General features: G+C 53.8%; 26 protein-coding genes and 1 tRNA gene. 14 read left to right on the forward strand and 13 right to left on the reverse strand.

Annotated features, from left to right (window positions below):
• Nucleotides 1-44: 44 nt before the first annotated feature.
• Entirely contained in the window at nucleotides 45-443 is a 399-nt protein-coding gene (locus V6575_RS17260; protein WP_340276110.1) for a hypothetical protein, read from the forward strand.
• 695 nt (nucleotides 444-1,138) lie between these two features.
• Here the strand turns inward: V6575_RS17260 and V6575_RS17265 are convergent.
• Complete coding sequence (locus V6575_RS17265) at nucleotides 1,139-1,795, reverse strand: VUT family protein (RefSeq protein WP_340276111.1); 657 nt, start codon at nucleotides 1,793-1,795, stop codon at nucleotides 1,139-1,141.
• Nucleotides 1,796-1,820: 25 nt separating this feature from the next.
• Nucleotides 1,821-2,126: a 50S ribosomal protein L28 gene (gene rpmB, locus V6575_RS17270; RefSeq protein WP_340276113.1), complete on the reverse strand. Its 306-nt coding sequence runs from the start codon at nucleotides 2,124-2,126 to the stop codon at nucleotides 1,821-1,823.
• Between the two features lie 337 nt (nucleotides 2,127-2,463).
• Between rpmB and V6575_RS17275 the strand changes: the two genes are divergently transcribed.
• The 3 genes from V6575_RS17275 (at nucleotide 2,464) to V6575_RS17285 (ending at nucleotide 5,959) form a co-directional block, all read left to right on the forward strand.
• Nucleotides 2,464-3,312 (forward strand): DUF3108 domain-containing protein, encoded by an 849-nt coding sequence (locus tag V6575_RS17275; protein WP_340276114.1) that lies wholly within the window; start codon nucleotides 2,464-2,466, stop codon nucleotides 3,310-3,312.
• Between the two features lie 182 nt (nucleotides 3,313-3,494).
• Nucleotides 3,495-4,451 (forward strand): acetyl-CoA carboxylase carboxyltransferase subunit alpha, encoded by a 957-nt coding sequence (locus tag V6575_RS17280; protein WP_340276115.1) that lies wholly within the window; start codon nucleotides 3,495-3,497, stop codon nucleotides 4,449-4,451.
• A 269-nt stretch (nucleotides 4,452-4,720) separates the two neighbouring features.
• Entirely contained in the window at nucleotides 4,721-5,959 is a 1,239-nt protein-coding gene (locus tag V6575_RS17285) for a L,D-transpeptidase family protein (protein WP_340276116.1), read from the forward strand.
• Nucleotides 5,960-6,004: 45 nt separating this feature from the next.
• Here V6575_RS17285 and V6575_RS17290 read toward each other — a convergent pair whose 3' ends face one another.
• Genes V6575_RS17290 through ispG form a run of 3 tightly spaced genes read right to left on the reverse strand, consistent with a single transcriptional unit; the run spans nucleotide 6,005 to nucleotide 8,915 of the window.
• Complete coding sequence (locus V6575_RS17290; RefSeq protein ID WP_340276161.1) at nucleotides 6,005-6,730, reverse strand: DUF429 domain-containing protein; 726 nt, start codon at nucleotides 6,728-6,730, stop codon at nucleotides 6,005-6,007.
• Nucleotides 6,731-6,734: 4 nt separating this feature from the next.
• A complete protein-coding gene (gene pdxY, locus V6575_RS17295; protein ID WP_340276117.1) occupies nucleotides 6,735-7,637 on the reverse strand; it encodes a pyridoxal kinase in 903 nt (300 codons plus the stop codon).
• A gap of 12 nt (nucleotides 7,638-7,649) precedes the next feature.
• On the reverse strand, nucleotides 7,650-8,915 hold the full coding sequence (ispG, locus tag V6575_RS17300) for a flavodoxin-dependent (E)-4-hydroxy-3-methylbut-2-enyl-diphosphate synthase (protein ID WP_340276118.1): 1,266 nt from the start codon (nucleotides 8,913-8,915) through the stop codon (nucleotides 7,650-7,652).
• A gap of 246 nt (nucleotides 8,916-9,161) precedes the next feature.
• Between ispG and V6575_RS17305 the strand changes: the two genes are divergently transcribed.
• From V6575_RS17305 to V6575_RS17325, 5 genes are all read left to right on the forward strand, one after another.
• Entirely contained in the window at nucleotides 9,162-9,959 is a 798-nt protein-coding gene (locus V6575_RS17305) for a hypothetical protein (protein WP_340276119.1), read from the forward strand.
• 65 nt (nucleotides 9,960-10,024) lie between these two features.
• Complete coding sequence (locus V6575_RS17310; protein WP_340276120.1) at nucleotides 10,025-10,984, forward strand: 4-hydroxy-3-methylbut-2-en-1-yl diphosphate synthase; 960 nt, start codon at nucleotides 10,025-10,027, stop codon at nucleotides 10,982-10,984.
• 102 nt (nucleotides 10,985-11,086) lie between these two features.
• On the forward strand, nucleotides 11,087-11,869 hold the full coding sequence (locus V6575_RS17315) for a 3-hydroxybutyrate dehydrogenase (RefSeq protein WP_340276162.1): 783 nt from the start codon (nucleotides 11,087-11,089) through the stop codon (nucleotides 11,867-11,869).
• 45 nt (nucleotides 11,870-11,914) lie between these two features.
• Entirely contained in the window at nucleotides 11,915-12,934 is a 1,020-nt protein-coding gene (locus tag V6575_RS17320; protein WP_340276121.1) for a patatin-like phospholipase family protein, read from the forward strand.
• 597 nt (nucleotides 12,935-13,531) lie between these two features.
• Nucleotides 13,532-14,359, forward strand: a complete 828-nt coding sequence (locus V6575_RS17325; RefSeq protein ID WP_340276122.1) for a pentapeptide repeat-containing protein — start codon at nucleotides 13,532-13,534, stop codon at nucleotides 14,357-14,359.
• 153 nt (nucleotides 14,360-14,512) lie between these two features.
• Here the strand turns inward: V6575_RS17325 and V6575_RS17330 are convergent, their stop codons facing one another.
• Entirely contained in the window at nucleotides 14,513-15,313 is an 801-nt protein-coding gene (locus V6575_RS17330; protein WP_340276123.1) for a MipA/OmpV family protein, read from the reverse strand.
• A 231-nt stretch (nucleotides 15,314-15,544) separates the two neighbouring features.
• On the opposite strand from V6575_RS17330, the gene V6575_RS17335 reads away from it, so the two are divergent.
• Nucleotides 15,545-15,835, forward strand: coding sequence for a YggT family protein (locus V6575_RS17335; RefSeq protein ID WP_340276124.1), 291 nt, complete (start codon nucleotides 15,545-15,547; stop codon nucleotides 15,833-15,835).
• A 112-nt stretch (nucleotides 15,836-15,947) separates the two neighbouring features.
• Here the strand turns inward: V6575_RS17335 and V6575_RS17340 are convergent, their stop codons facing one another.
• The 4 genes from V6575_RS17340 to V6575_RS17355 form a co-directional block, all read right to left on the reverse strand.
• Entirely contained in the window at nucleotides 15,948-16,154 is a 207-nt protein-coding gene (locus V6575_RS17340) for a Trm112 family protein (RefSeq protein WP_340276126.1), read from the reverse strand.
• A gap of 13 nt (nucleotides 16,155-16,167) precedes the next feature.
• Nucleotides 16,168-16,851, reverse strand: coding sequence for an LON peptidase substrate-binding domain-containing protein (locus tag V6575_RS17345; protein WP_340276127.1), 684 nt, complete (start codon nucleotides 16,849-16,851; stop codon nucleotides 16,168-16,170).
• Nucleotides 16,852-16,925: 74 nt separating this feature from the next.
• The gene (gene trxA / locus V6575_RS17350) at nucleotides 16,926-17,906 is read right to left on the reverse strand and encodes a thioredoxin (RefSeq protein WP_422785596.1); all 981 of its coding nucleotides are present in this window, start codon (nucleotides 17,904-17,906) and stop codon (nucleotides 16,926-16,928) included.
• A gap of 106 nt (nucleotides 17,907-18,012) precedes the next feature.
• A complete protein-coding gene (locus tag V6575_RS17355) occupies nucleotides 18,013-18,534 on the reverse strand; it encodes a prolyl-tRNA synthetase associated domain-containing protein (RefSeq protein ID WP_340276128.1) in 522 nt (173 codons plus the stop codon).
• Nucleotides 18,535-18,785: 251 nt separating this feature from the next.
• On the opposite strand from V6575_RS17355, the gene V6575_RS17360 reads away from it, so the two are divergent.
• The 3 genes from V6575_RS17360 to V6575_RS17370 all read left to right on the forward strand — a co-directional run bounded on the left by V6575_RS17360 (nucleotide 18,786) and on the right by V6575_RS17370 (nucleotide 20,036).
• Nucleotides 18,786-18,860, forward strand: a tRNA-Gly gene (locus tag V6575_RS17360).
• A gap of 184 nt (nucleotides 18,861-19,044) precedes the next feature.
• Nucleotides 19,045-19,527, forward strand: a complete 483-nt coding sequence (locus V6575_RS17365) for a hypothetical protein (RefSeq protein ID WP_340276129.1) — start codon at nucleotides 19,045-19,047, stop codon at nucleotides 19,525-19,527.
• Nucleotides 19,528-19,610: 83 nt separating this feature from the next.
• Nucleotides 19,611-20,036 carry a YchJ family protein gene (locus V6575_RS17370; protein ID WP_340276130.1) on the forward strand — a complete coding sequence of 142 codons (426 nt, stop codon included), beginning with the start codon at nucleotides 19,611-19,613 and terminating at the stop codon, nucleotides 20,034-20,036.
• A gap of 167 nt (nucleotides 20,037-20,203) precedes the next feature.
• Here V6575_RS17370 and V6575_RS17375 read toward each other — a convergent pair whose 3' ends face one another.
• From V6575_RS17375 to V6575_RS17385, 3 genes are all read right to left on the reverse strand, one after another.
• Nucleotides 20,204-22,648 carry a GcvT family protein gene (locus V6575_RS17375; protein ID WP_340276132.1) on the reverse strand — a complete coding sequence of 815 codons (2,445 nt, stop codon included), beginning with the start codon at nucleotides 22,646-22,648 and terminating at the stop codon, nucleotides 20,204-20,206.
• Between the two features lie 23 nt (nucleotides 22,649-22,671).
• Nucleotides 22,672-23,229: a helix-turn-helix domain-containing protein gene (locus V6575_RS17380; RefSeq protein WP_340276133.1), complete on the reverse strand. Its 558-nt coding sequence runs from the start codon at nucleotides 23,227-23,229 to the stop codon at nucleotides 22,672-22,674.
• 254 nt (nucleotides 23,230-23,483) lie between these two features.
• Nucleotides 23,484-24,251, reverse strand: coding sequence for an SDR family NAD(P)-dependent oxidoreductase (locus V6575_RS17385; RefSeq protein ID WP_340276134.1), 768 nt, complete (start codon nucleotides 24,249-24,251; stop codon nucleotides 23,484-23,486).
• A gap of 103 nt (nucleotides 24,252-24,354) precedes the next feature.
• On the opposite strand from V6575_RS17385, the gene V6575_RS17390 reads away from it, so the two are divergent.
• Nucleotides 24,355-24,918: a TetR/AcrR family transcriptional regulator gene (locus V6575_RS17390; protein WP_340276135.1), complete on the forward strand. Its 564-nt coding sequence runs from the start codon at nucleotides 24,355-24,357 to the stop codon at nucleotides 24,916-24,918.
• Nucleotides 24,919-25,063 lie beyond the last annotated feature (145 nt).

Here is a 25,063-nt window from a genome sequence, read left to right on the forward strand (position 1 = left end):
TGCGCTAATTCTTCTTTTAACTTCAAATTCCCAAGGAACTCACGATGAAATTTTCACTCTTCATTCGAGGGTTTTTCCTTTTACCAGCCCTCACTCTCGGCGCTTGCCAGTCGACTTCAGGGCCCTCCGCTGGCAGCTATGAAGCATTGAAAGCTCAAGGCTATAAAATCGGCTCACTCACAAGCAGCCGTGGCGGTGCTCAGGGCTGGTACATGACCGACACCGAAGGCAGATATTTTTGCAATACAAGCTTCAATATCGTTGAATATGCCCCCGGAAAAGTTGGGGTCAGGACTTCATCAGGAAGGTACATCAGCATTGATGTTGAAGCCTACAAAGAATATGGCGGTTACGACGACTTTGAGGCACCAAAACTGACGAATTTGAAAGCCGGTCGAGTAAGGCCTCAAGACGTGGGAAGTTGCAAACGTGTATTAACCTAAGCAGAGGTGAGAATGTCTTGACCAAGCCAGCGCACAGTCACCTGAAGCCTTTTGCTTCACCTCCGCCTTTTCTGCGGGTAGCATCAGCGGCCCTTGCTTTTTGTGCACTCTATTCGGCTCCACTTGCGCAAGCAGAAGCCCTGAAATACGGAACCACAAAGTTGGCGCAAAACAGCACCGAAAAATGGGACATCCCCATAAAACGCAGCACAAACGAGAATTCACCATCTACTGACAAAGCCAAGCCCTGCTCGAACCAAACGCAGGTTTTCATCGGAGGCAATGTCCAGATGACATTCGGGAATGGGGGTGGCAGATCCAGCTCCTCCCAGCCAAACGGGGTTGTTCCAAGGGCAGACCAACGGGATCAAGGCAAAGCGAACCACCTTCTCTATGACAGCTGCCAGTAAATAGGGCGCGCGTAGAAGGGTTATTCAGAGTAGCATGCTCCGAGAGCCTAGCTAAGTAGGCCCCTCAGATAGTTTAGACAATGCGCGCTGTAGGCTGCTCTGCTGTGCCGCAAATCTTATCAGATGACCCACATCGAGCTGCAACGAACTCCTTGCCGAACAGCATTTTGATTCTTGATCTAGCCCTGAGCCAACGAACCAGGCCACCACGACAGCGGTGACGGACATAAAAAAGGCACCAACGCGGCGCCTCTCAAAAGTCTTATCCGATATAGACTCAAATTTTCAGGCAGCCGCTTGCGCTTCCTTGCTGAAAAGGCCGACCACCATCCGATACGGCACAAGCAAAGCCACGGCGACCAGGATCTTCACAACAAAGTCCCCAACCGCAAGCGAGGTCCAGAGCGGCACATCTGTTCCAACTCCCAGGAACGGGACCGGAAACGCCAGGGAGCCATCATCCATGCCAAAGCCTGTATCGATGAACGCAAAAGCTGCCGAAAAGGCGATACCAAAAAACAGCACCGTATCAACAACCGATCCCAACAGGGAGGAAACAATAGGTCCCTTCCACCACACAGCTCGGCGCAAGCGATCAAAAATCGTCACATCAAGCAGCTGGGCGACCAGGAAAGCAGCACCAGAGGCGATTGCGATTCGCGGTGTCGCCAGCCAGATCGACAAGATCACAGCAATGACAAATCCGACGAGCACGACGATACGGGCCGAATTGGCGCCAAATCGTCGATTGGTCAGATCCGTCACCAGAAAGGCTGCTGGATAGGTAAAGGCCCCCCAGGTCAGCAGATCTGCGAGGTTGATTCCCCCGAGGACCAATTGAACAGGGTATTGCACCAGAAAGTTGGAGGCCACAACGACAGACGCCATCGCAAATATGGCGATGGCGAGTCGGGCCACGGAAGAACTCCGGGAAACCGTCATATCTATTTACCCTTGAAGGGAAATTTTAAGCAGCAACCGCAGCTGCGGCAGCAGCCTGCTGGCGCTTGATGCTTGCCTTGATGCGACGAGCCTTCACAGAAAGCTGATCGGTAGATGCTTTCAACAGATATGCATCCAGGCCACCGCGATGCTCAACAGAGCGCAGGGCATGAGCACAAATGCGAAGCTGGAAAGTTTCGCCCAATGTATCGCTCAACAGGGAGATAACGCACAGGTTCGGCAGGAACCGGCGGCGTGAACGGTTGTTGGCGTGGGAAACATTGTTACCCGTCATTACGTCCTTACCGGAAATCTCGCAACGGCGTGCCATGATATCACCTTTTTATCTTTTGGCCGGCCAACGAACTGACCCGGCGATTACGTCCGGAAGGGAGCGGACCAAAGGCCCGGCTACACATGTCCGGCTTTTTACGGAAAAAGTTGGCCTACTATACTGGCCGTACACACGATCGTCAAGGCTTCACAACGTTTGGAACGCGATTCCGTGGTTTTCCCGAACTCAAACGTGCTACGTTAACCACTGAGTTACCATACGCGAGAACAATTGCCATATCTATTCTGAGTGATTTGCAAAATCATCGTTTCACCGGAAGGGCAGCGCGGGGGCGCAGGATCGTCGCCAACACCGGCGACGTGGAGGTTTGGAAGTGTCTGGTTTGAAAATATTCGGTCGACTATCGGCCACGACGTGCCTTGTCGGCATTCTTGTGCTGGCCAGCTCCATGCTGAGCGCACCAGCCTCCGCGAAGACAAGCAGTGTTGGCGGCCTCTACAACATTTCCATTGCCGGGTTCACCGTCGGCCGCGGTAGTCTGTCTCTGGCGCTTCAGGGTAACGCCTATTCGGCCAAAGTATCCATCGAGCCGGCGGGAGTCGGTACCTTGTTCACGACGGGCAAAGGCGGCGCTGAGGCTTCTGGCTGGCTCGTTGGCTCAAAAGTCGTGCCGTCAAATTATCAAATGGCGTCACACGCCGCTGATCGCGATTTTTATGTCGCGTTGAAACAGGGCTCCGGGCACATTCGCAAAATGGAGGTCACCCCCCAGTTCAAGCCAAACAAAGAACGTATCAAGATCACCGGTAAGCATCGCAAGAATGCCATGGATCCGTTGAGCGCCGCGCTGATGCCGGTTCGCTCCGGTAAGGAGGCGCTCGGTCCAGAAGCCTGCAAACGCAAGCTGCCGATCTTCGACGGCTGGACCAGATTCGACATCAAGCTCAGCTACAAGGGCACTCGCGAGGTCTCAGGCAAGGGCTACGACGGCCCTGTGGTGGTCTGCAAGGCTCAGTGGGTGCCTGTAGCTGGCCACCGCCCTTCCAAGGCCTCAGTCAAGCATATGGCAAAAGCCAGCATGGAAGCCTGGTTCGCACCAGCCGGGCGCGATGATGTGCTCATTCCATACCGGATCTCAATCGACACGACCACAGGGCGTTTGGTGGTTCAGGCGTCAAAATTGAAGATTGACGGCAGTGACCAAGATCGCGCTGCACGATAATTTACGGCATTTACGAGAGCCTTCAGCAGACGACTCGCTCTTGCGCCAGTCTGCTTCTCTTGATAGAGCCAATTAACAAAGGCAGGGTGACGCCAGCGACACTCTCCACTTCATGACAGCCAACAGGCCCGCGCCTTGCTCCCGAGGCTTCCGGCAGCTGCTTGTTCCAGGTATACGAGTACATGCACAGCTATTTGGATTTTGAAAAACCCGTCGCCGACATTGAAGGCAAGATCCAGGAACTCCGCGCCCTTGCGGCCGGCGGAGAATCCGTCAACGTCGAAGATGAGATTGGACGACTGAATACCAAGTCGTCACAGACGCTGAAAGATCTCTATGCCAAACTGACCCCATGGCAGAAAACCATGGTGGCACGGCATCCGGATCGTCCACATGCAGCCGATTATCTGGCAGGCCTGATCGAAGACTTCACGCCACTCGCTGGCGATAGAAATTTTGCAGAAGATCATGCGCTCATTGCTGGTCTTGGCAAATTCCGGGGACAGTCCGTTGCGATCCTGGCTCAGGAAAAGGGATCTGACACTCAAGCCCGCCTGAAACACAATTTTGGAATGGCCCGGCCTGAAGGCTATCGCAAGGCCGTTCGCATCATGGACATGGCCGAGCGTTTCAAGTTGCCAGTGATTTCGCTCGTTGACACGGCTGGTGCATATCCGGGTATCGGCGCGGAAGAACGCGGTCAGGCTGAAGCAATTGCGCGATCCACAGACAAGGGCCTTGGCTTGGGCACTCCATCCGTGTCCGTCGTGATCGGCGAAGGCGGGTCTGGTGGCGCCATAGCGATTGCCGCAGCCAGCAAGGTTCTGATGCTGCAACATGCCATCTATTCAGTAATATCGCCTGAAGGCGCGGCCTCAATTCTGTGGCGCGACAGTGCCAAAGCCCAGGATGCCGCCACCAACATGAAGATCACCGCACAGGATCTCCTACAGTTTGGTGTCATCGATGGGATCATTGAAGAACCGGTCGGCGGAGCACACAGAGCGCGCGAAATCGTGATCGATCGCGCTGGTACTGCCATTGAAGCCGAGCTTTCTAGCATGGCGAATATGAGCGCCGACGAAATTCGCAAGCAGCGCCGGGAGAAGTTCATCTCGATCGGTAGAACTTTGCCCTAAGGGACGGCATCAATTCACGCAACCGTGTACGGGAGTGCTCCAAAGGCGCTCCCGTTTGCCGTTGTTTGGCCTGATTTCGCTGGCAGGTCATGACGATGATGAGTGGCGCTTTTGCTGTGCGGATCCAAACAAATGCTGGCGGTATCCTCACTAAAAAGTAACATCCCATAAACCATAAATGCCTAGTTTAATGGCAAGCGCATCTATCGCGATAAACTCCATAAGGTGCATCTGCACCCTGGATGACAAGAAGTTTTTGGAACGATTTCATGGTCGAATGGCAAACTCCAATCGCATCCTCCACACTTTGGAAGCGCCTCTCGTCCCCTTCCGTGCGTAAGATCGGCGGAGCTTTGCTCTTGGCGGGCATCCTGGCCGGGTGCCAAGCTGATGAGCTGGGCTATGGGCCAAAAGCCAAACGTCCGGTCTCCAGCGACATCAAACGGAAAATCACCGACCTCAACATGAGTTCGAGCTCTCCAATCCTGATCCGAATCTTCAAGGAAGAGAACTCTCTCGAAGTCTGGAAACAAAAGCGGAATGGTCGCTTCGCGCTTCTGGAAGAGTTTGAGATATGTAAATGGTCCGGCAAGCTTGGGCCAAAATTCAAGGAAGGTGATCGGCAAGCGCCTGAAGGGTTTTACCAGATCACACCCGGTCTTATGAACCCGAACTCCAGCTATCATCTGGCCTTCAACCTTGGTTACCCGAACAAATACGACCGCTCACACAACCGCACAGGAACACACCTAATGGTCCATGGCGCGTGTTCATCACGCGGCTGCTACGCCATGACAGACCAGCAGGTTCAAGACATCTATGCGCTCGCACGCGACAGTTTCTCAGGCGGTCAGCGCTCCTTCCAGGTACAGGCCTTTCCGTTTCACATGACGCCTGAAAACATGGCCAAGCATCATGACAGTGAACATCTCGATTTCTGGCGCATGCTGAAAACCGGCTACGACCACTTCGAATTGACACAGGTTCCACCGGAAGTTTCGGTTTGCGAAAAGAAATATATCTTTGACGCGACGCCGCTGGTGAAGGGTGTTCCGTTCCGCGCCTCGGCCAAATGCCCGGCCTATGAGGTTTCGCCTCGCTTGCAGCAGCTGGTCGACCAAAAGCAGCGCAAGGACGAGGAAAAATATCAGCAAATCGTCGCCAAGATGGAAGCAAAAGAAGAGCGCAAAAAGCGTTGGGAAGAGAAGAAAACCAAAATCGCGAGTGTGATTGGCACAGACAGTGAAACGCCTGAAGCAACGATTGATCAAGCAACTGCAGCCACGGGTGCTGCGGTATCGGTCACTCCAGCAGCGGCTCCAGGAGCTATAACACCGCAGCCTGGAACGACAATCACAACGGCCTTTACACCGCAAAAACCTGAAGTTGGCACAACCAAATCATTCTTCAAACGATGGGTGCCATTCGGCGCGAAGGCTCAAGACGACACACCATCTCCCGGTGTCGGGGAAATCGCAACCGAGATCAGTCCGGCAGCCAAGCCTTAGGGGGCGGACGCTAGCCAATTACAAATAAATTGACTAACGCCAGCCTCACGCCCAGATCGCGATCCGGAGTCCACGTACATCTCGAGTGAAGGACTTCGGAAACGGCTCAGCCTCACCAAATTGAATACGCCCAGCAATCAAACTGTTGGCCGCAGCATCCAAAAGATCATCGCGCCCTGCCCCCCGCGGTGGTTTTTGATCCAGAAACGCCTGATCGAAGCCGTACGAGACCAGAAGGTCCCGACGTTGATTCAGCCCAGGAGCATTGGCCCGGCCCTTGATCTTCTTGGGCAGGCTCATTTCTGCTTCACCATTTAACCGCCAGAACGCCAGCTCCGGATGGACCTCAAAAACACGAGATTCCATATCGGGATGCATGACCGCATCAATCTCGCGGATTTTCGGAAACAGATAAAATGCCTGTTTGGAGATTTTCCTGGGAGGCTCCGACGTCTTCAAGGAAATCTCGCAGGCATCCCGATAGTCTTCGGTGTAAACCGCAGCGCGGGATGGAACGGAAAACACCGACGATTGCCTCTGCCCCAGCAAAGGACGAACCGACTTTTCAGGGGCCCGCCCCCCTGCACCAACGCGTTCAGGCAAACCGATCGGCATATCGACTGCGATCACCTGCGCAGGAGGATCAAATTTCAGAAGATCAGGGAACTCGGCAAATACATGCAGGCGCGTCGCTGCGGGGTCTTTCAAGTTCCGGAAAACTGCGATCCAACCAGCTTTGCAACCATCAACACCGGCAACCCAAAGGTCCATTGGCTCAGGCACGGCCCGCCGTTTCCATCACCCGGCGGCTCGACACAAGCGCCATTGGACGGCCAAGGGTCATCTGTTCTTCAGCAAACAGCAGTTCATCCGCGCCTTTTTTCACGCTTCTGGCGACCATTTCAAAGGTCGATCCAGCCGCTCGAACAAGGGCCTCTTCCTCGCTCATTCCCTCTAGCAAGCGCGCCAGAAACAGGCCGGACATCAAATCGCCAGTGCCATTGGGCGGATTGGCCACGGCAGCATGTTCGGCCACCAATGCGCTGCGCGGTGTAACAAGGAGGTTGGCAATCGAATTGCGCCGCATAGCTGGCGACGAGGTAACGAGCACCCGCTCATTTCCAAGCGACCGCGCTGCAGACAAGGCCTTGAGTTCAGTAGACACATCCCGCCCGCTGAGCCAGCCAAGCTCAAAACAATTCGGCGTTACAATATCGGCCAGCGGCACCAAATCATCCCGGATCGCTTCAGCTGTAGACTTGGGCACATAAAGCCCGCTACGTTCTGCACTGAAATGATCCCCCATCACAGGATCACAGACATACAGCGCTTCAGGTGAGGCCGCTTTTACAGCCCGGATCAGCTTTGCAATCGGGCCGGACTGGTCACTTTTTCCCAGATAACCGGTAACCACAGCCCCAATTTCAGACAGCTTTGGTGAACCTGCAAGATCATCAACAATTGCCGAAAAGTCTGTCGGATCCGCCGTGATCCGGGTCGCAACCCCATGGCCCGGATGCCAGGGCAACAGCACCGTTGGCAAAAACCAGACAGGGTATCCCAGCCGCTCAAGAGCAAAAACAAGGCCCCGCCCGCTGATTCCACCGCGCACCACCTGTGAGGTAATCACAAGAATGGCAGGCTTGGCGCTGTCCTGAGGACCGGGCATCGATGTCATGGAACTCTTTCGTCAGGCAAGATCGGCAGAGGAAGGGCTTGAAGCCCCTTTACCGTAACGGTTTTCGATATAATCGAGCACCATTTTCTTGAAATCATCGGCAATATCATCACCGCGCAGGGTCAAGACTTTTTCGCCATCTACAAAAACCGGCGCAGAGGGCGTTTCGCCAGTCCCAGGCAAGGAAATTCCGATATCCGCATGTTTGGATTCGCCAGGCCCATTCACAATACAGCCCATGACCGCAACGTTCAGGCCTTCGACACCAGGATACTGCTCACGCCAGGACGGCATGGACGCACGGATGTGCCCCTCAATGTCGCTGGCCAGCTCCTGGAATACGGTGGAGGTCGTGCGGCCACAGCCCGGACAAGCCGCGACCACGGGAACAAAAGCCCGGAAGCCCATCACCTGCAGAAGCTCTTGCGCCACCTGAACTTCACGCGTCCGATCACCGCCAGGCTCAGGCGTCAGGGACACGCGAATGGTATCGCCAATGCCTTGCTGCAACAAAATGCCCATGGACGCTGCCGAGGAGACAATCCCCTTGCTGCCCATCCCTGCCTCGGTCAGCCCCAGATGCAGCGCGTAATCGCAGCGCTGCGCCAGATCCGCATAAACTGCAATCAGGTCCTGCACCTGGCTGACCTTGGCCGACAGGATAATCTTGTCCCGGCTCATGCCCAGCGCTTCAGCCCGTTCTCCGGAAAGAAGTCCGGACTGGATGATCGCTTCACGCATCACTGCAGATGCAGAAATCGGTTTTTCACTGGCAGCGTTCTCATCCATCAGCTTGGTCAGAAGCTCCTGATCAAGCGATCCCCAGTTGACCCCAATGCGTACTGGCTTGTCGTGCTTCTGTGCAAGATCGATAATTTGAGAAAACTGCGTGTCGCGCTTGGCCTTGAACCCAACGTTGCCCGGATTGATCCGGTATTTGTCGAGAGCTGCAGCGCAATCAGGATAATCAGTCAGCAGCTTGTGGCCGATATAGTGGAAATCGCCGACCAGCGGCACATCGACACCAATTCGGTCTAGGCGTTCGCGAATGCGCGCCACCTGTGCAGCCGCTTCCGGCCGGTCCACCGTGATACGCACGATTTCCGAACCTGCCTTCGCAAGCGCTGCGACCTGCGCCACGGTGGCATCTGCATCAGCAGTATCGGTGTTCGTCATGGACTGCACGACCACAGGCGTATCACCGCCAACCGTGACGTTGCCGACCTTCACCGGGATAGACCGCCTGCGCGGCATTTGCTTTGCAAAATTGTCGATCATGAGCCGTTTTGTTTCGCTACCATTAGCCTTGCATATGAGGCGGACTGTTGCCCCATTCAAGCTGTTACAGCCTGATTAGTCCGCAAACGGCAAAAGGGCAATGCCACAGCCTGATCAGAGTGAAATGACACTGCGTTCACCCCTCGTTAAAGTAGCAATGCGTATGTAGGAGCATCACCTGAGAAACCCAATTTAAGTAGGGTAGCCTCACCTTGATACTTTAAATTTTCCCAGAAAGGCCATTCTGTGTTCAAACGCATTATCCGTGACTCCTTCACCCTCGTTTTTGGAAATTTGGAAACCGTCTTCAAGGCCTGCGGAGCCTGGTTTGTCATCCAATTTGTCTTGATCATTGCGACCCAGATGACGATTGGTGGATCGGGAGAATTCAGCGCTGCAACGGTCACCGAGGAACAGCTGCTCACGCCAGCGGGTTTGATCATCGCCCTGCTGACAATAGCTTTTGGCTTTGTGTCCTCAGCTTCCATAGCCGTTGCCTGGCACCGGTTTGGCTTGCTTGGCGACCAACCAGGCCTCATTCATCTGACCGTCGGCCCGACAGAAGGGCGGTTCATCGTTAAAAGCATTCTGATCGTACTCATAGCCGGAGCGGTTTTGAGTGTGATTGGCATCGTTTCAGGTCTTCTGGCCGCCCTGGTTGGCTCCTCATACCTCTTCATAATTCTTTGGGTGTTGGCATGCATTTTCTTCCTGCCGTATTTCATGCGCCTGAATCTGGTACTGCCAGCCGTCGCAATCGAGCGACCGGTTGGGTTCAAGGACGCTTACGAGTTGGGCGAAGGTCTGGGCTGGGGAATGGTTGGCGCTGCACTGGTCTTATCTCTGCCCTTCATCGTCATCAACATGGGGCTGCAGTTCCTTCTGGGCCTTGCCGAAGGCGGACTGCCGCTGATCCTGATCCAGTTCAAGGTGCTGATCCTGAACCTGCTGCTGCAGATCATCGTCACCATCCTGGGCATATCGGTGATCACCGCCGGATACCGGATCGCGATGGAACGGGCGAACGGGCGAACGGCCAGCTAAATTACTGACAAACATTCGGCTTGATCGAATTTCAGCCTCTACAAAACGAGGCTGGAATTCCTATCTTGAACTTACTGCCAGAAAGCGATCAGACTGACAAACGCCCGACCAAAATTGCGCTTCAGGAGATTTTGAAAGTGTTCATCACGCTGCTGGAGCGCTCCTTGGCCTTGGCGATGGCTCATCAAGGCACCCTGTTTCGCACTGGATGGGCCTATATTCTGGTCTTGGCTGCGCTGAATTTCGCGCTTGGCTCTGCCCTGACACCAAGCAGCGGTTTTACCACAGTCTCCTACATGACCGAACCGGTTGCCGAAGCTGATCAGGGTGGTCTGCGACTTCTGGCTCTCTTGGCCAATGGTCTGATCGGCTTTTCAATCGCAATTGCTTACGTGCGACGTATCCTGATCGACGCACGCGACTTCCCCCTCCTACTGTCCAGGCGAGCTCTGAACGTCATTGTCAATCAGATCGTTCTTTCCCTGATCGGCCTGATCGCCCTGATCCCCCTGGCCATTCTCTCCGCTCTTCTGACCATGATCACCGGCGGGTTGGGCTTTCTCTTGCTCCTGACCGCGCCGTTCATTTCCCTGATGGTGGTCCAGAAGTTTTCAGTCATTCTGCCCGCGACAGCAGTAGATGACCCAATGACATGGAAAGACAGCTGGCGTGCCACGCGCGGGCTTGGCTGGCCGATGGCATTTTCAGCACTGGTCATGAGCCTGCTCGCGGGCAGCCTTGTCGGCCTCTGGTATCTGCTGCTCGCTGGTATGGGCGCGCTCACCACAGGCGATCCTGTGTTGGAACAAATCCGTTCAACCCTTTTTCCCATGGGCTCGACGTTGTTGATCGTTTGGGTTTTCGCCAGTCTGCACGCCACCTTCTATGGCCTGATACGCGAGCGCTTTGCCGCACGCCTGGGATTGACGCCCGAAACCTATGAAAAGGCGGACACAAGCCATGAAGCTGCGCGACAAAAAGCAGACCGCGCACTCGCTGCCGTTCGCAAAATGACAAAAAAGTAATCGGCGACATCCTTGCCGTCATTTTATTGCGGCAATATCTATGTTGCAGTGCAATCAAATTCTATTCAATGATGGAAATTCAATAAAGGAAAGCACATGCCAATGCTCACCGGTAAAACTGCTGTCATCACAGGTTCCACATCGGGAATTGGTCTGGGCTGTGCTCGCGCCTTCGCCGCAGAGGGCGCCAATGTGGTCATCAACGGACTTGGTGATGCAACTGAGATCGAAGCCACCCGCGCTGCTGTTGAAAAAGACTTCGGTGTTCGCTGTGTCTATTCCGCTGCCAACATGCTGAAGCCTGACGAAATCACCACGATGATTGAAAACGCCGAACATGAATTTGGCTCAGTCGACATTCTCGTCAACAATGCTGGCATCCAGCATGTCGCACCGATCGATGAGTTCCCGGTGAGCACGTGGGATGCGATCATTGCAATCAACCTTACGGCTGCCTTTCATTCCATCCGTGCAGCCCTGCCCGGCATGAAGAAACGCGGTTGGGGCCGTATCATCAACACGGCTTCTGCCCATGCGCTGGTCGCATCACCCTATAAGGCTGCCTATGTGGCAGCCAAACACGGTATCGCAGGCCTGACCAAGACAGTTGCCCTGGAAGTTGCCGAGCAGGGCATCACCGTCAACGCGATCTGTCCTGGTTACGTTTGGACACCACTGGTTGAGGCTCAAATTCCAGATACCGCCAAAGCACGCGGCATGACGGAAGAAGAAGTCAAACAGGACGTGATGCTCAAGGGACAACCGACCAAGCAATTCGTCACAGTAGATCAGGTTGCCGGCTTTACAGTGTTCCTGTGCAGCGACCCGGCGACATCTATTACCGGTTCAATTCTACCAATAGATGGCGGCTGGACCGCTCAGTAACACCAACAGCTTTCAGCTCATTGCCCTAGATCAGGAAGATACACCATGGCCTCCAAAACACCCAAGCGAATTAACCTGGCGCTCCAGGGTGGGGGAGCCCATGGTGCATTCACCTGGGGCGTGATCGATTGGCTTCTGGAAGACAACCATTTCCAGATTGACGGCATGACAGGAACCTCCGCTGGCGCCATGAATGCCGTCGTGATGGCAAGCGGCTATCAGGAAGGCGGCTCTGATGGCGCGAGGGAAAAGCTGGAGCAGTTCTGGCGGGCGGTCAGCAAACAGTCGTTCCTGAGCCCGATCAAGAGATCACCCATCGATGTTGTCATGGGACAATGGAGCCTGGATTTCTCGCCCAGCTATCTCGCGTTTGACTTGATCTCCCGGTTTTCCTCGCCCTATGAATTCAACCCTCTCAACATCAATCCTCTACGTGATTTGGTAGAGAAGATCGTCGACTTCGAAAAGGTTCGAAGCTGCACCGAGCTGAAGCTTTATGTGGCGGCAACCAACGTTTACTCAGGCAAAATAAGGGTCTTCAGTGAGCAAGAAGTCACTCTGGATGCCGTGATGGCCTCAGCCTGCCTTCCTCACATGTTTCAGGCCGTAGAAATCGATGGCGAACCCTATTGGGATGGCGGCTACATGGGCAACCCTCCCCTGTTCCCCCTGTTCTACTCGACCGGCACATCTGACGTTGTTCTCATACAGATCAATCCAATTGAACGGCGGGAGACACCCAAAACAGCCCGAGAAATCCTCAATCGTCTTAATGAGATCACCTTCAATTCAACGCTGCTGCGTGAGATGCGGGCCGTTGATTTTGTCAGCAGATTGATCGAAGAAGGCAAGCTGTCGAATGATGACTATCGGAAAATCCACCTCCACCGCATTGCCGGAGAAGAACTCAAACCTCTTCAGGCGTCTTCAAAAGTGAATGCGGAATGGGCCTTTTTATCCGAACTGAAGGAGATGGGTCGGCGCGCTGCAGAAACTTGGGTCGAAGAAAACTTCGAAACAATCGGGAAGAATTCGACAATAGATCTGCGCGGCGAGTTCAGCTAACGCGCGCAGTTACCCTTGCTCCGGCGCTCAACAATCTCTCCACCGAAGCCGTCTGCGACCTTCATCGTTAACGCCTCATTATGGGCCGTCGCAGGCCGCCTTGCAAAATGCGAGGCACGAGTGGTTAGCAAAGCCTGAACGCAGTCAGCATCGTGATTTTTGAACCTGCTCAAACACAAGATATTGTGCCCCGACACACAAAACCAAACTGGCAAGCCTCTTGCGTATAGAGGGTATGCTGATTGTAAGGTTGTGCGTCGTCAGCAATAGTGGATGGAAGAAATAGGCAACTGCGACCCCGCCTGTTTCTTCCCTCCAACCCTTTTTCCAATTCTCAGATTTAAAGACACCAGAGCGCTTCGCCTCCCCGGATGGAACCCGAAAGCGACCTACGTGCACCTGTGAAGACAACCGCATAAAGCGGCTCCAGGGTTCGGATGTATTGACCAAATCTCCATAAGGTTTTTTGCCGTTTGAACTATCTGGCAGAAATTCGACAGACAGTTACCGTAAGTTCGGATTTTTGATGCAGATTGCCTTTATAAAAGGGCATCACGCGCATACATATCAGGTAGCGAGATAGACAAGGATCGGTCCATGTATTCTATTTTCAACAACGGAACATCAGCACTTGCCTTAGGTCTTGGTCTAACGCTCCTGCCGCTCCTTGTCGCCGGTCCCGTTGCTGCGCAGAGCGCTGACGAAATCATTCAACAAAAGGGCTGCGAAGGCTGCGATCTACGGCTTAGAGAACTCCGTATGCTGAATTTCGAAGGTGCCAACTTCAACAAGTCCATCTTGCGTGAAACGGACATGAAAACTGTCCAGCTGCCTGGTAGCAGCTTTATAGATGCAGACCTGAGACGCGCGGAGCTGGAGCGCACCAACTTTGAAGGCAGCGATTTCAGCAATGCATCCATGCGGGCAGTCGATTTGGAAAAGGCAACCTTGTCTGGTGCCGTCTTCAAAGGCGCAGACCTGCGCGATGCCGATTTCAATGAGACAACCCTCAAAGGAACGGACTTTTCGCAAACAGACATGCGAAATGCCAGTTTGATTCGGTCTGACGCATCCGGTGCCAATTTTCATCAAGCCAAAATGGACCAGGTCGACCTTGAGCGGACCAATCTCAGTGGAGCGGATTTCTCTCAAGCCCGCCTGAAACACTCTGATCTCGACAGGGTTGTCGCACGCGGCACCAATTTCGAAGGTGCGGATTTAACCGGCGTCCGCCTCTCGAGTGCAGACTTGAGCAATGCAAATCTCAAGGGAGCGGACCTGACCGGTGCATTGCTGCGACACACACACCTGCCAGGCGCGGACCTCTCCGGCGTCTCTGGCCTGTCTGCAGACCGGATTGTTGGGGCTTGCGGAGATGAGAAAACGCTTCTGCCTTACGGCATCACCCTGGAGCCCTGCAGCTAAGTCCCTGCACGGGTTCTGCTGCCAGATAGATAACAGTCCGGTAGTGAATAGCTGGCCTTCCAGACATGCTTCAGTAATTACGAATGAGCAGAGCAAGACAATAAAAAAGCGCGCCAAATCGGCGCGCTTTTTGAGTCAGAATATCCGATTAATCTAAAACAGATCGAAAGAGAACTTGTAGCTAACGCCCACGCCGATGCTGAACTGGTTCTCAGAACCTTGATCGGTAATCGGGCTATCCGCAGCATCTCCAATCAAACGATCATAATCTGCCTGCAGATGGAGACGTGTCTTTTCGGTCCAGTCATAACTGACCCGCGCCGCCATGCCGACAGACTTAAAGCCTGCATTGGTTTTATGAGTGGCCAGCTTGCCACCGCTGGCAGCCGACTCAGCAGAGGTCACACCGAAATATGTGTCCATATACTCGCCAGACGCAAACCCTGCCCGAGGACCGATGCTGAGCTCAAACCGTTCAGCCGGATAAAAGATCCCATCCAGCCCAAGCTGTCCAACCTGCCCGGTATGGCCGTTGATGCCCTGACGCACTTCAGCAAAAACGCGAAAACGCTCGGACCGATAGCCAGCACCCAGACCAAGCTCCAAGGCCCAATCTACATCTTTCGTGCCAGTCAGGTCCTTGTTGTCCTTAGAGCTACGCTCCCCGACAAAACCAAAAGACGGGAAAAAGAAGATACCTGAGCGTACCCGGCCATCAACCACCTGCCCCGCGCCAGGAACATAGAACCGGCCAACGCTGATAATTGGAAAAGGAGCAAACAGGTAAGAATCCGAGGACGCATACTTTGGCTTGAGGATCCCGCCAATTCCAAGATCGATCACATACTGTTTCTGAGGAAGTTGTGTTTCGGAAGAAACATCCTGAGCCGATACACTTGTTGCCGCGAAGCCTGTGAGAACCGCAAGTGCCAGGGGCTTGAAAACTGAAATCATGCTAAAGCCTGCATCCCGAATTTTACTGAATTGACAAAACCTTATCACAGCAAATGCCAAGAATCCTTATTCCCCTCATTTTTTTATCAATTTTGGCCGTCGTGACGTAATTTTGTCGCACCAAAATTCACCATTAAAACAAAGCTTCAAAAGCTTCACCTTGCAGTTAGGGGAAGGGAAAGCTACATGAATTGCACAATATGACCTCTGACAGGCCACAGGCGATTTCCGATGCAAGCAATCCTCGACGTAGTTCTCCTGATTTTGAACCTCTACACCTACGTGATCATCGCAAGTGCCATCTTCTCATGGCTCTATGCATTCAACATCGTGAACTCAAGCAATCAGTTCATCGCAACCATCGGTCAGACACTCTACAACCTGACTGAACCGGCCCTGCGCCCGATCCGTCGCATCATGCCGAACCTTGGCGGCGTCGATCTTTCGCCCATCGCCTTGTTGCTCAGCATTTTCCTGATCCAGAACATCATCATCAAATACATCTATCCGAACGTATTTTAAGGTTCAGCTTTAACGCTGACGCCGCTCCGTTCTGAGAAACACAAAAACGCGCTCAAAGCCATGATGCCTTGAGCGCGTTTTTAGTTTTGGTTTCATAGGGTTCGGACCCAATTCAGTCGTCCAGCGAGCGCGCTTCTTCAGCCAGCATGATCGGAATGCCGTTTCGAATAGGGTAGGCAAGCTTGGCCGCACGAGACACGAGTTCCTGACGCTTTGGATCATATTCCAGCGTCGTTTTTGTCATCGGACAGACCAGCAACTCCAGAAGTTTACGGTCAACCTTGCGTTCGGTTGGCTGCACAGTTTCAGTATCGGCCATGCCGAAAACTCCATTATTGTAGGGTGGTCCCACCACCGTCACTGCCATGTGTTCGGGCCAGGTCCATCTCCGTGATAGCTATCAGGGTCTCAGCCCGTATTTTGAGATCCCGCGCTTCCAGAAGCGCCTGTTTCTCCTGCGGCCCATACGGACACATCATACAAAGCGCATTGACCAGAATTTCTGTTTCCGCTTCGGAAACACTCTCCCAATCCGCTTCCAGATTGTTCGCATCCAGATAATCCCGCAGCGCTTTCAACAAGCCAAGACGATCAACCTCTTCCTCACCAAGACCTGACTGAAGATCATGTGCAAAGGCGGCATAGTCGCATTCGATCTGCCGAAACTCGGTGATCGTATCCAGCTCGCGTCCAACGGCAAAACGCATAACACCCTGGAGGGTAATTTGATAACGACCGTCGCCAGATTCCTGAAAACTTGTCAGCCTTCCAACACAGCCTATGCTCGACAACGCCGGAACATCTGCATCTTCTGACGAGATATCAAGATTTGGCTGAACCATGCCAATCAGCCGGTTCCCTGACAAAGCCGCATCAATCATATCGATGTAGCGCGGCTCAAAGATATTCAGCGGCAGCTGCGTCCGCGGCAACAGCAAGGCTCCCGACAATGGAAACACAGGCAGGACCGGAGGCAGATCCGCAATCATCTCATAGATGGCATTCCCCGCCTGCATTCTCTTAATCCTCTTTACTCATTCATAATATCGCCGAAGGCCTACGCTTTAATTGTGGCGCAAGCCTTGTCCGGTCAAGAGAACAGCACTGCAGACAGTTTACGCCGGCCATAATTCGTTGCAGGTTCTTTGCCGCCCCAGGCTTCAAAAAACTGCAGCAACTGCTTGCGCGCACCGTCTTCATTCCATTCCCGGTCACGGCGAATAATTTCGATCAGCTGATCAACAGCCGCTGTCTTGTCTCCTGCACCATTCAATCCAAGTGCCAGATCAAAGCGGGCCTGATGATCAAGAGGATCTTTCTCGATGCGGTCTTGAAACTCAGCCAGATCTCCCAATGCTGCCGCTTGCTCGGCAAGATCAACCGCCGCCTTGACCGCGACATAGGCTGGATCAGTATGGTGTTCTTCCGCAACCATTTGCAGCGCCTGCTTTGCGCGGTCAATGTCATCCGCACCAAGATAGCATTGGGCAAGGCCGCAAATGGCACGCACGTTATGCGGCTCTGCCTGCATCACGGCGCCGAACATTTGAGCTGCCTGACCCCAATCTTTTTCCAAAACAAGGGCATCGCCCTGTTCCAGCAGGGCATCGGCCTGACTGACAGGCGCAGCACCACCCACCTTTTCGATAAAGGCCTTCACTTCACTGTCGGTCTTTGCGCCCATAAACCCATCCACCGGCTGCCCGTCCTTGAAGACAACAACCGCCGGAATGGACTGAATGCCGAGCTGTCCGGCAATCTCCGGATTTTCATCGATATTCATCTTGACGAGCTTGACCGCCCCACCGGCAGCTTTCACCGCACCTTCAATCACCGGGGTAAGTTGCTTGCACGGACCACACCAAGGCGCCCAAAAGTCGACCAGAACAGGCTGGCTTCGGGAAGCCTCCATAACGTCTTGCATAAAACTCTTGGTCGTTGCGTCCTTTATAAGGCTGTCGCTTCCGGAACCCGCGCCGCCACCAAGACTGCCACTCATACTGCCGCCGAAACTGGCACCGACCTGGCTACCGCCAACCTGACCGCCCATTGAATAATTGTCTGTGCTCATTTTACGTTGCCTCTAAATATCTGGCGTATCTATTCAAGTCGGCGTGCGCAATCTCGCCCAACAAGCGCTCACCATTTGCTTCTAACATGGCGTTGTCTGCACTGAATTACAAACCTGCTTCGATGGCTTGCGTGCTGACAGCCAGAACTTGCGGTGTGTGTCCACATGCCCTGGCAAATACCAACAGGTCCTCTCTTGAAATCGAGGTCGTGGCATCATTGAGAAGGGGATGATAATTCAGCACCGCATGCTCCATCATCGCCGCATCAAAAACGGGCGTAACCCGAAGCACCTCCCGATCGTTGATCAACGCAAAAGGCGTGACCGAACCCGGCGCGACACCAAGCACTTCCATCAAGAGATCCGCATTGCCGAAGGACACACGCCCCTGCGCTCCTATGACGTGATGTATCTTCTTCAGGTCGATCACAGCGTCATGCAAGGCAACCACAAGAAAGAGCCGTCCCTTCTTGTCCTTCAGAAACAGGTTCTTAGTATGCCCGCCCTCAATCTGCTCATGAAGGTCGCCAGATTCCGAAACCGTGAAAACGGGCTGATGATCATGGGTCGTGACTTTAATTTCGTGGCTATGAAAAAAGCCCATCAGGTCATTACGGCTGGCTGGCATAAAAACTTCCCTGTTTCCGGACATCATTTGCCTGATCTAGCCAGAATTCACCTTGAAGCTCAAGATCGATACACCCTGCCAAGTGACAGAATTCTTTGATTTTATAACAATTTAACCAACGCCTTATCCACAATCGGTGTGCATAAGAATTTAGCTGTAATTTGTCTGTTGCAATCCGTCTCGCCATAGTCCATATACTGCGCACCTCGCCGACAAAGGCTGCTGACAAGCGCCCTGGTCGAGCATAAAATGCGGGTGTAGCTCAGGGGTAGAGCACAACCTTGCCAAGGTTGGGGTCGAGGGTTCGAATCCCTTCGCCCGCTCCAAATTTCGCCGAATGGCGCTAAAGCCGATGATCTGAAGATCGTCGGCTTTTTTGGTTTTAAACCCATCGAGAATTATATTTGCCTCTTTACCTGCCCATTCTTCCCGGCAAAAATACTTAGGAAACAAACTGGGCAAGTCACTCAAATCGAGCGCCGCACATAAGCCCTGTGGGAGAGGCATTTCATGAACGTATTTAAACGGCCGATTTCTTTGATAATTGTTTGTTTTTGGTTTTGCTTCTGGTTGCTAAATGCACTGGACAAAGTGCTCGCCCGTCAGGACATCGGCTCTTTCCATTGGTGGGGCAATCATCGGATCGAGAAGTTTTCGATGTATTTCGAACGCCTTTCCATCGACATAGCGCATGTTTTTCCCACGCTTGTTTTTGCCGGTCTTGTCGAGCTGGCCGTCGCACTGCCCTTTTTCTTTGCCGCGATCAAACTGGCTCAGGGCAAACAGGGGGCCGCACGCCTTGCAGATAAGGCAATTGGCCTCTCCCTCTTAGTTTTCATCGGCTTCACGGTCTTCGACATTATCGTTGGCGATAGGGCGGAGCTTCTTGAGCATTCCACCTACATAGGAGTTTTGCTGGTTTCATTCCTTGCTGTCACAGCAGAAACCTTCCTCGACCACTTGCACCGACTGGGTAAAGAGAAAGAAGGCTGACCAGAAATGCGAAAATACCTGAGCAGAAAACACTTTGCCTTCACCGTACCGATGGTATGGCGTAAAGCCTGTACTCTTTAACCATGACCTCGACACCCTGCCCTTGCGGCTCCAATCACGCCTTTGATGAGTGTTGCGCCCCCTATCTGACGGGCGCCGCCTTGCCGAAGACAGCAGAAAGCCTCATGCGCTCCCGGTATAGCGCTTATGTCCGACAAAATATTGACTACCTGAAAGACACACTCTGGCCGAAGTTCCAGCCGTCTTTTGATTTCCCAGCTACAGCCAAATGGGCAGCGGAAAGCCACTGGACAGAGCTCAAAATCCTGAACACGTCGGACGGCACCGAACAGGACCGAGATGGAACTGTGTTGTTCGAGGCAAAATTCCTATCCGCCGGAAGCCTGCACACCCATCGCGAGCTCAGCCGCTTTCGCAAGAAGTCCGGCCGCTGGTATTATCTCGAGGCAGTAGAAGGCCGACAAGGCGCCGGTTTCGTTGCCATTTAGGGATTCCTAACCGTGAATATGGGCATGAATACCGAGGCCAGCACCCGACGGCCATCGCTTCCTTCAAGACCGATAAAACAAAATTCGGACAGTGCATGGCGGGAACCTCTTGAAAGCAAGCAGCGCGTTTTCATCAACCCGCGGCCTCTTTTCCTGACACGACGCAATCAGACCTTCACCCGTTCGGATTTAGGATCATAAAACGGCTTCAAGGAAGCTTCCGCCTTAAACCGGACCCCAGCCACTTCGATCTCATAGGACGAGCTGAGAACCTGCTGAACGTCTTCACCGGTGCAAGGCACATAGCCGAGCCCGATTGCGCTACCAAGGGCATGCCCATAGCTACCGCTGGTGAGGAAGCTGACCACCTCACCGTCTCTGAGGATAGGCTCTGCATGATAAAGCAGTGGTTCCGGGTCGCCCAGGCGGAACTGGATCAGCCTCCTATCCAGCCCTGCATCACGCTTGCGCAACACCGCCTCCCGGCCAATGAAGTCCGTCTTGTCCCTCTTCACCGCAAACCCAAGTCCCGCCTCCAGGACATGATCTTCGCAGGTGATATCGTGACCAAAGTGCCGGAAGCCTTTTTCGATCCGGCAGGAGTCCATCATATGCATGCCGCACAGCTTGGCGTTCATTTCCTGTCCTGCTGCATGAAGCACTTCGAAGACATGGGCCGCCATATCCGCTGAGACATAGACCTCCCATCCCAATTCGCCAACATAGGTGACCCGGTGCACCCGAGCCAGGGCCATACCGACCTCGACCTCCTGTGCCGTGCCGAAAGGATTCTTGGCATTGGTGAAGTCGTTCGGGGACACGGCTTGCAAAAGCTTGCGCGAGTTGGGGCCCATCACGGCCAGCACGGCTTCGCCAGCAGTGACGTCAGTGATCACAACACGGAAGTCGCCAATGTGTCGGCGCATCCAGGTTTCATCTGCCAAGCAGGTCGCAGCCGGAGTGACAACCAGATAGGCGGCTTCCGAAAGGCGAGTGACCGTGACATCCGCTTCGATACCGCCGCGCTGATTAAGCAGTTGTGTGTATACGATCTTGCCAATCGGGACCGAATAATCACCGCCGCCAACATAGTTCAAGAAGGCTTCAGCATCCGGGCCTTCAACACGGATCTTGCCGAAAGACGACATGTCGTAGATGCCGACGTTCTCACGCACAGCCATATGTTCGCGCGCCGCATTTTCAAACCAGTTCTGGCGCTTCCAGCTGTATTGGTACTCTCGCTCCTGACCTTCATCCGCGAACCAGTTCGCCCTTTCCCAACCGGCCAGCTCACCGAAGACTGCGCCATGAGATTTCAGATGCTCATGCAGCGGTGTTCGCCGAATGCCGCGGGCAGTCGCCTTTTGCCGATAGGGGAAATGGTCAGCATACAGAAGCCCCAGCGTTTCTTTCGAGCGCTCGAACAGATATTGTCGATTGCCCTGAAACGGCTGCATACGCGATATGTCGACATCGCCAAGGTCGAACGGTTTCTCACCGGCCTCCATCCATTCGGCCAGCGCCATGCCCGCGCCTCCCGCCGACTGAATGCCGATGGAATTGAACCCTGCCGCAACCCAGAAATTGTCGGTCTCTGGCGTCAGCCCGAGATGATAGGCATCGTCCGGAGTAAAACTTTCTGGTCCATTGAAAAACGTATGAATGCCGACCTCAGCCAGCATCGGCATCCGGTTCACAGCCTTTTCAAGAATTGGCTCGAAATGGTCGAAATCTTCCTGCAGCTGATCGAATTCAAAGCTCTCTGGAATGCCGGACATGCCCCAGGGCTTGGCATTGGGCTCAAACGCCCCGAGCAACATCTTGCCAGCGTCCTCCTTGTAGTAGGCGCATTCATCAGGAACCCGGAGAACCGGCAAACGTCCAAGGTTCGGAACCGTATCGGAGACTATGTAGAAGTGTTCACATGCATGCAGCGGAACATTCGCGCCTGCCATGCGGCCTAGCTCATGCCCCCACATGCCACCGCAGTTGACGACATGATCGCACTCGATGACGCCGGTTCCTTCCAACGTTTGCCATTCAACGCCTGAGACACGACGCCCATCCTTGCGCAACCCGGTGACCTTAACCCGTTCCAGTACTTGCGCGCCGCGCATGCGTGCGCCTTTGGCCAATGCCAAGGCAATGTTGCCTGGATCTCCCTGACCATCACGCGGCAAATAAACACCAGCTTTGACACCGTCGATGTTGAGACGCTCATAACGGGATTTGACTTCTTCCGGAGAAATCTCCTCCACCTCAACTCCAAAGGCACGCGCCATAGAGGCCTGGCGGAAAATCTCTTCCTGGCGTTCATCAGTCAGCGCGACTGTGATTGAGCCGGTGCGCCGAAACCCTGTCGCCACGTCTGTCTCGGCTTCCAGATCGCCATAAAGCTCCTGACTGTATTTTGCCAGACGGGTCATGTTTTCCGTGGCACGCAATTGCGCGATCAGGCCCGCTGCATGCCAGGTCGTTCCGGATGTCAGCTGCTTGCGTTCAAGCAGTACGACATCTGTCCAGCCTTTCTTGGCCAAATGATAGGCGACTGAACACCCAATGATGCCACCGCCAATAATGACAACACGGGCCTTCGATGGAGGAAGGGACATAAGCAGCTCCTTTGGAACAGGTGTCAGTAGACCGGCGGTGAAATGACCCAGACGGCGACTGCGGGATCGGCATAGGGATTGGCCCATCGATAGGCTGTGCCGCGAATGCGAAAACTGTCACCAGTCTCAACTGTGAATGCCTCGTCGTTGATCCAGATATCGAGCTTTCCGGACACCAGGTAGGCAACCTCCTGAGTTGGCCGGGAAATGGCTTCCTGGAGGCATGCACCAGGCTGGAAGGTCGAGTGGATCATTTCAAAGCTGTCAGTTAGATCTGGCGAGATAAGCGTCTCGACCAAGCCTGCCTCGCGCTCCCCAATGATCCGTCTTGCGGCGGAGCGTACAATCAGACCTTGCTCGATTTCCGGCGCGTCTGCACTTCCGAAAAACAGGGAAAGCTGAACACCCAGAATGTCGGCGATGGCACGCAGATCAGACATCCGCGGGGTCGAAATATCCCGTTCCACCTGCGACAGCCATCCAACAGACTTGCCCAAGCTTTGAGCAAGCGCGTCCAGTGTCATTTTACGTGCCGTTCGAAGGGCCCGAATGTCCTCACCCAAAGTGCTCTTACCCGCCATCACGCCCCCTAAATGAAAATTTATAGTAATTTTTCACGAGATGATGAAAAAATCAATCTATTTTTCATGGCAACCAAGTCAGACAATCGCCTCCAAACAAACGTGCCCTTAATCCTGAATGAAATGAGGCCGCGGTGAGGAGATCCTCGATCTTGTCTTGCGGCCCCGTCACCCTGGCATCGACGATATCGAGCACCTGCTCGGCCCACCAACACGATTGGTCAGCGCCTTGCCGCTCTGCCTTGAGTGTTCGCTCACTTCGCCTGAATGTCATAGACCATTTGGAGAACCATACGCCGTGGCAATAAGGGCACCAGCCAATTCAGCATGAAACGCATTTTGGGATCATTTATGACCCGCAGCTTGCCCTTGAGCATCGCGTCATAACCAAACTTTGCGACACTCTCAGGGGTCGCTCCGAATTTTGTCTTTTCGATATGGCCCATGGCCGCCACTTCTGCGAACTCCGTCTTCACGAACCCCGGTTCAAGTGCCGTCACCGTTACACCACTTGGCCGCCACTCATAATCAAGAGCAGGTGACAGACTGCTGACAAAAGCTTTTGTTGCAAAGTATGTCGCCTGCAGCGGACCAGGCTGATAGGCCGCCGTGGAGCTGACATTCAGAACCTTCCCCCGACCTCGGGCAACCATGTCTTTTCCAACCAAATGGCAGAGCGTGACCAACGCGCTGATGTTCAAATCAATCATGCCCTGATCAGCCGTGATATCACGGTCCAGAAATTTTCCGTGTCCGCCAAAACCTGCATTATTGATCAAAATTTCAATTGTCTGTTCTTTGGTCGCCTCGTAGAGAGCCACAGCACCGCCCTCTGCAGCCAGATCCAAAGCCACCGTTTTAACCTTCACATTGTGCGCAGCTTCTAGCTCGGCTTTCAGCGAAATCAATTCTGCCTCTCGCCGCGCGGTAATGATCAGATCACCACCCATGTGTGCGTGATAACGCGCCAATTCTCGGCCTATTCCCGAGGACGCACCGGTGATCAAGGCTGTATTGGACATCTGCCTTCTCCATAAAGTCAATGAATGTTGACATTAATATGAATACCCACCCAGAAATGTCAATGCTTGTTGACATTATCTCTTGCGGTTATGATCCAAAGACATGGGAAATGCAGACATCACCCGCGACAAGCTGATTGCGGCGGCAACACAAACGTTCTGGGAACAGGGCTATTCCAACACATCACTGCGGAGGATTGCTCTGGCGGCTTCGGTGGATGTCGCTCTGATATCAAGATATTTTGGCGGCAAGCTCGGGCTGTTTAAAGCAACGTTGACGACAGCCTTTGAGTGGCCAGAACTGGTCTCGCCGGACAATGACCCCATCGAAGTGGTGATCAACAAATATGCCAACCCGGCATCTGACGCCCATCAAACATCAGTCATCCGGATGATTGTCATGAACGCCAATGACCCTCAGGTGGGGGAGCTGGTGCGACAAACCTTGCGCGATACCTTGCTCGATCCATTAGAAGCCCGGATGGGCGGCCCGAAGGCCTCCGAGCGACTGGCCATGTTTATAGCCGTCGTAATTGGAGCCTCAATGGTGCGCCAGTCCTTGCAATTGCCTGGAATGGCTACTGCTGAGCCAGACCTATATGCACGGCAACTGCGCCACTTGATCGAAGCAGCACTAAATTTCAGAGAAGATCCAGCGGATCTGTAACCCTTTTCCACGCTCGCTATGGAAGCCGTCGCCTTCCAAAGCACGGTCAGGCCACAGCACGACGCGACGTCAATGTGACACGTTGTGTAGACACGCAAAACGAGTATAAAGCTCACGATCATAGAGCGTGCAGATTTGACCCAAA

Origin of the sequence: Roseibium algae, from assembly GCF_037783265.1 — a bacterium.
Lineage (GTDB): Bacteria > Pseudomonadota > Alphaproteobacteria > Rhizobiales > Stappiaceae > Roseibium > Roseibium algae.

Bases quoted from the DNA above. Each gene is read 5' to 3' on its own strand.
- V6575_RS17330 (WP_340276123.1), bottom strand. From the start codon at position 15,313: ATGATTTCAGTTTTCAAGCCCCTGGCACTTGCGGTTCTCACAGGCTTC.
- ispG (WP_340276118.1), bottom strand. From the start codon at position 8,915: ATGATCGACAATTTTGCAAAGCAAATGCCGCGCAGGCGGTCTATCCCG.
- V6575_RS17320 (WP_340276121.1), top strand. From the start codon at position 11,915: ATGGCCTCCAAAACACCCAAGCGAATTAACCTGGCGCTCCAGGGTGGG.
- V6575_RS17315 (WP_340276162.1), top strand. From the start codon at position 11,087: ATGCTCACCGGTAAAACTGCTGTCATCACAGGTTCCACATCGGGAATT.
- V6575_RS17280 (WP_340276115.1), top strand. From the start codon at position 3,495: ATGCACAGCTATTTGGATTTTGAAAAACCCGTCGCCGACATTGAAGGC.
- V6575_RS17365 (WP_340276129.1), top strand. From the start codon at position 19,045: ATGAACGTATTTAAACGGCCGATTTCTTTGATAATTGTTTGTTTTTGG.
- V6575_RS17340 (WP_340276126.1), bottom strand. From the start codon at position 16,154: ATGGCCGATACTGAAACTGTGCAGCCAACCGAACGCAAGGTTGACCGT.
- V6575_RS17375 (WP_340276132.1), bottom strand. From the start codon at position 22,648: ATGTCCCTTCCTCCATCGAAGGCCCGTGTTGTCATTATTGGCGGTGGC.
- V6575_RS17355 (WP_340276128.1), bottom strand. From the start codon at position 18,534: ATGCCAGCCAGCCGTAATGACCTGATGGGCTTTTTTCATAGCCACGAA.
- V6575_RS17265 (WP_340276111.1), bottom strand. From the start codon at position 1,795: ATGACGGTTTCCCGGAGTTCTTCCGTGGCCCGACTCGCCATCGCCATA.
- trxA (WP_422785596.1), bottom strand. From the start codon at position 17,906: ATGAGCACAGACAATTATTCAATGGGCGGTCAGGTTGGCGGTAGCCAG.
- V6575_RS17345 (WP_340276127.1), bottom strand. From the start codon at position 16,851: ATGCAGGCGGGGAATGCCATCTATGAGATGATTGCGGATCTGCCTCCG.
- V6575_RS17335 (WP_340276124.1), top strand. From the start codon at position 15,545: ATGCAAGCAATCCTCGACGTAGTTCTCCTGATTTTGAACCTCTACACC.
- V6575_RS17370 (WP_340276130.1), top strand. From the start codon at position 19,611: ATGACCTCGACACCCTGCCCTTGCGGCTCCAATCACGCCTTTGATGAG.
- V6575_RS17285 (WP_340276116.1), top strand. From the start codon at position 4,721: ATGGTCGAATGGCAAACTCCAATCGCATCCTCCACACTTTGGAAGCGC.
- V6575_RS17260 (WP_340276110.1), top strand. From the start codon at position 45: ATGAAATTTTCACTCTTCATTCGAGGGTTTTTCCTTTTACCAGCCCTC.
- pdxY (WP_340276117.1), bottom strand. From the start codon at position 7,637: ATGACATCGATGCCCGGTCCTCAGGACAGCGCCAAGCCTGCCATTCTT.
- V6575_RS17390 (WP_340276135.1), top strand. From the start codon at position 24,355: ATGGGAAATGCAGACATCACCCGCGACAAGCTGATTGCGGCGGCAACA.
- V6575_RS17380 (WP_340276133.1), bottom strand. From the start codon at position 23,229: ATGGCGGGTAAGAGCACTTTGGGTGAGGACATTCGGGCCCTTCGAACG.
- V6575_RS17385 (WP_340276134.1), bottom strand. From the start codon at position 24,251: ATGTCCAATACAGCCTTGATCACCGGTGCGTCCTCGGGAATAGGCCGA.
- V6575_RS17290 (WP_340276161.1), bottom strand. From the start codon at position 6,730: ATGGACCTTTGGGTTGCCGGTGTTGATGGTTGCAAAGCTGGTTGGATC.
- rpmB (WP_340276113.1), bottom strand. From the start codon at position 2,126: ATGGCACGCCGTTGCGAGATTTCCGGTAAGGACGTAATGACGGGTAAC.
- V6575_RS17325 (WP_340276122.1), top strand. From the start codon at position 13,532: ATGTATTCTATTTTCAACAACGGAACATCAGCACTTGCCTTAGGTCTT.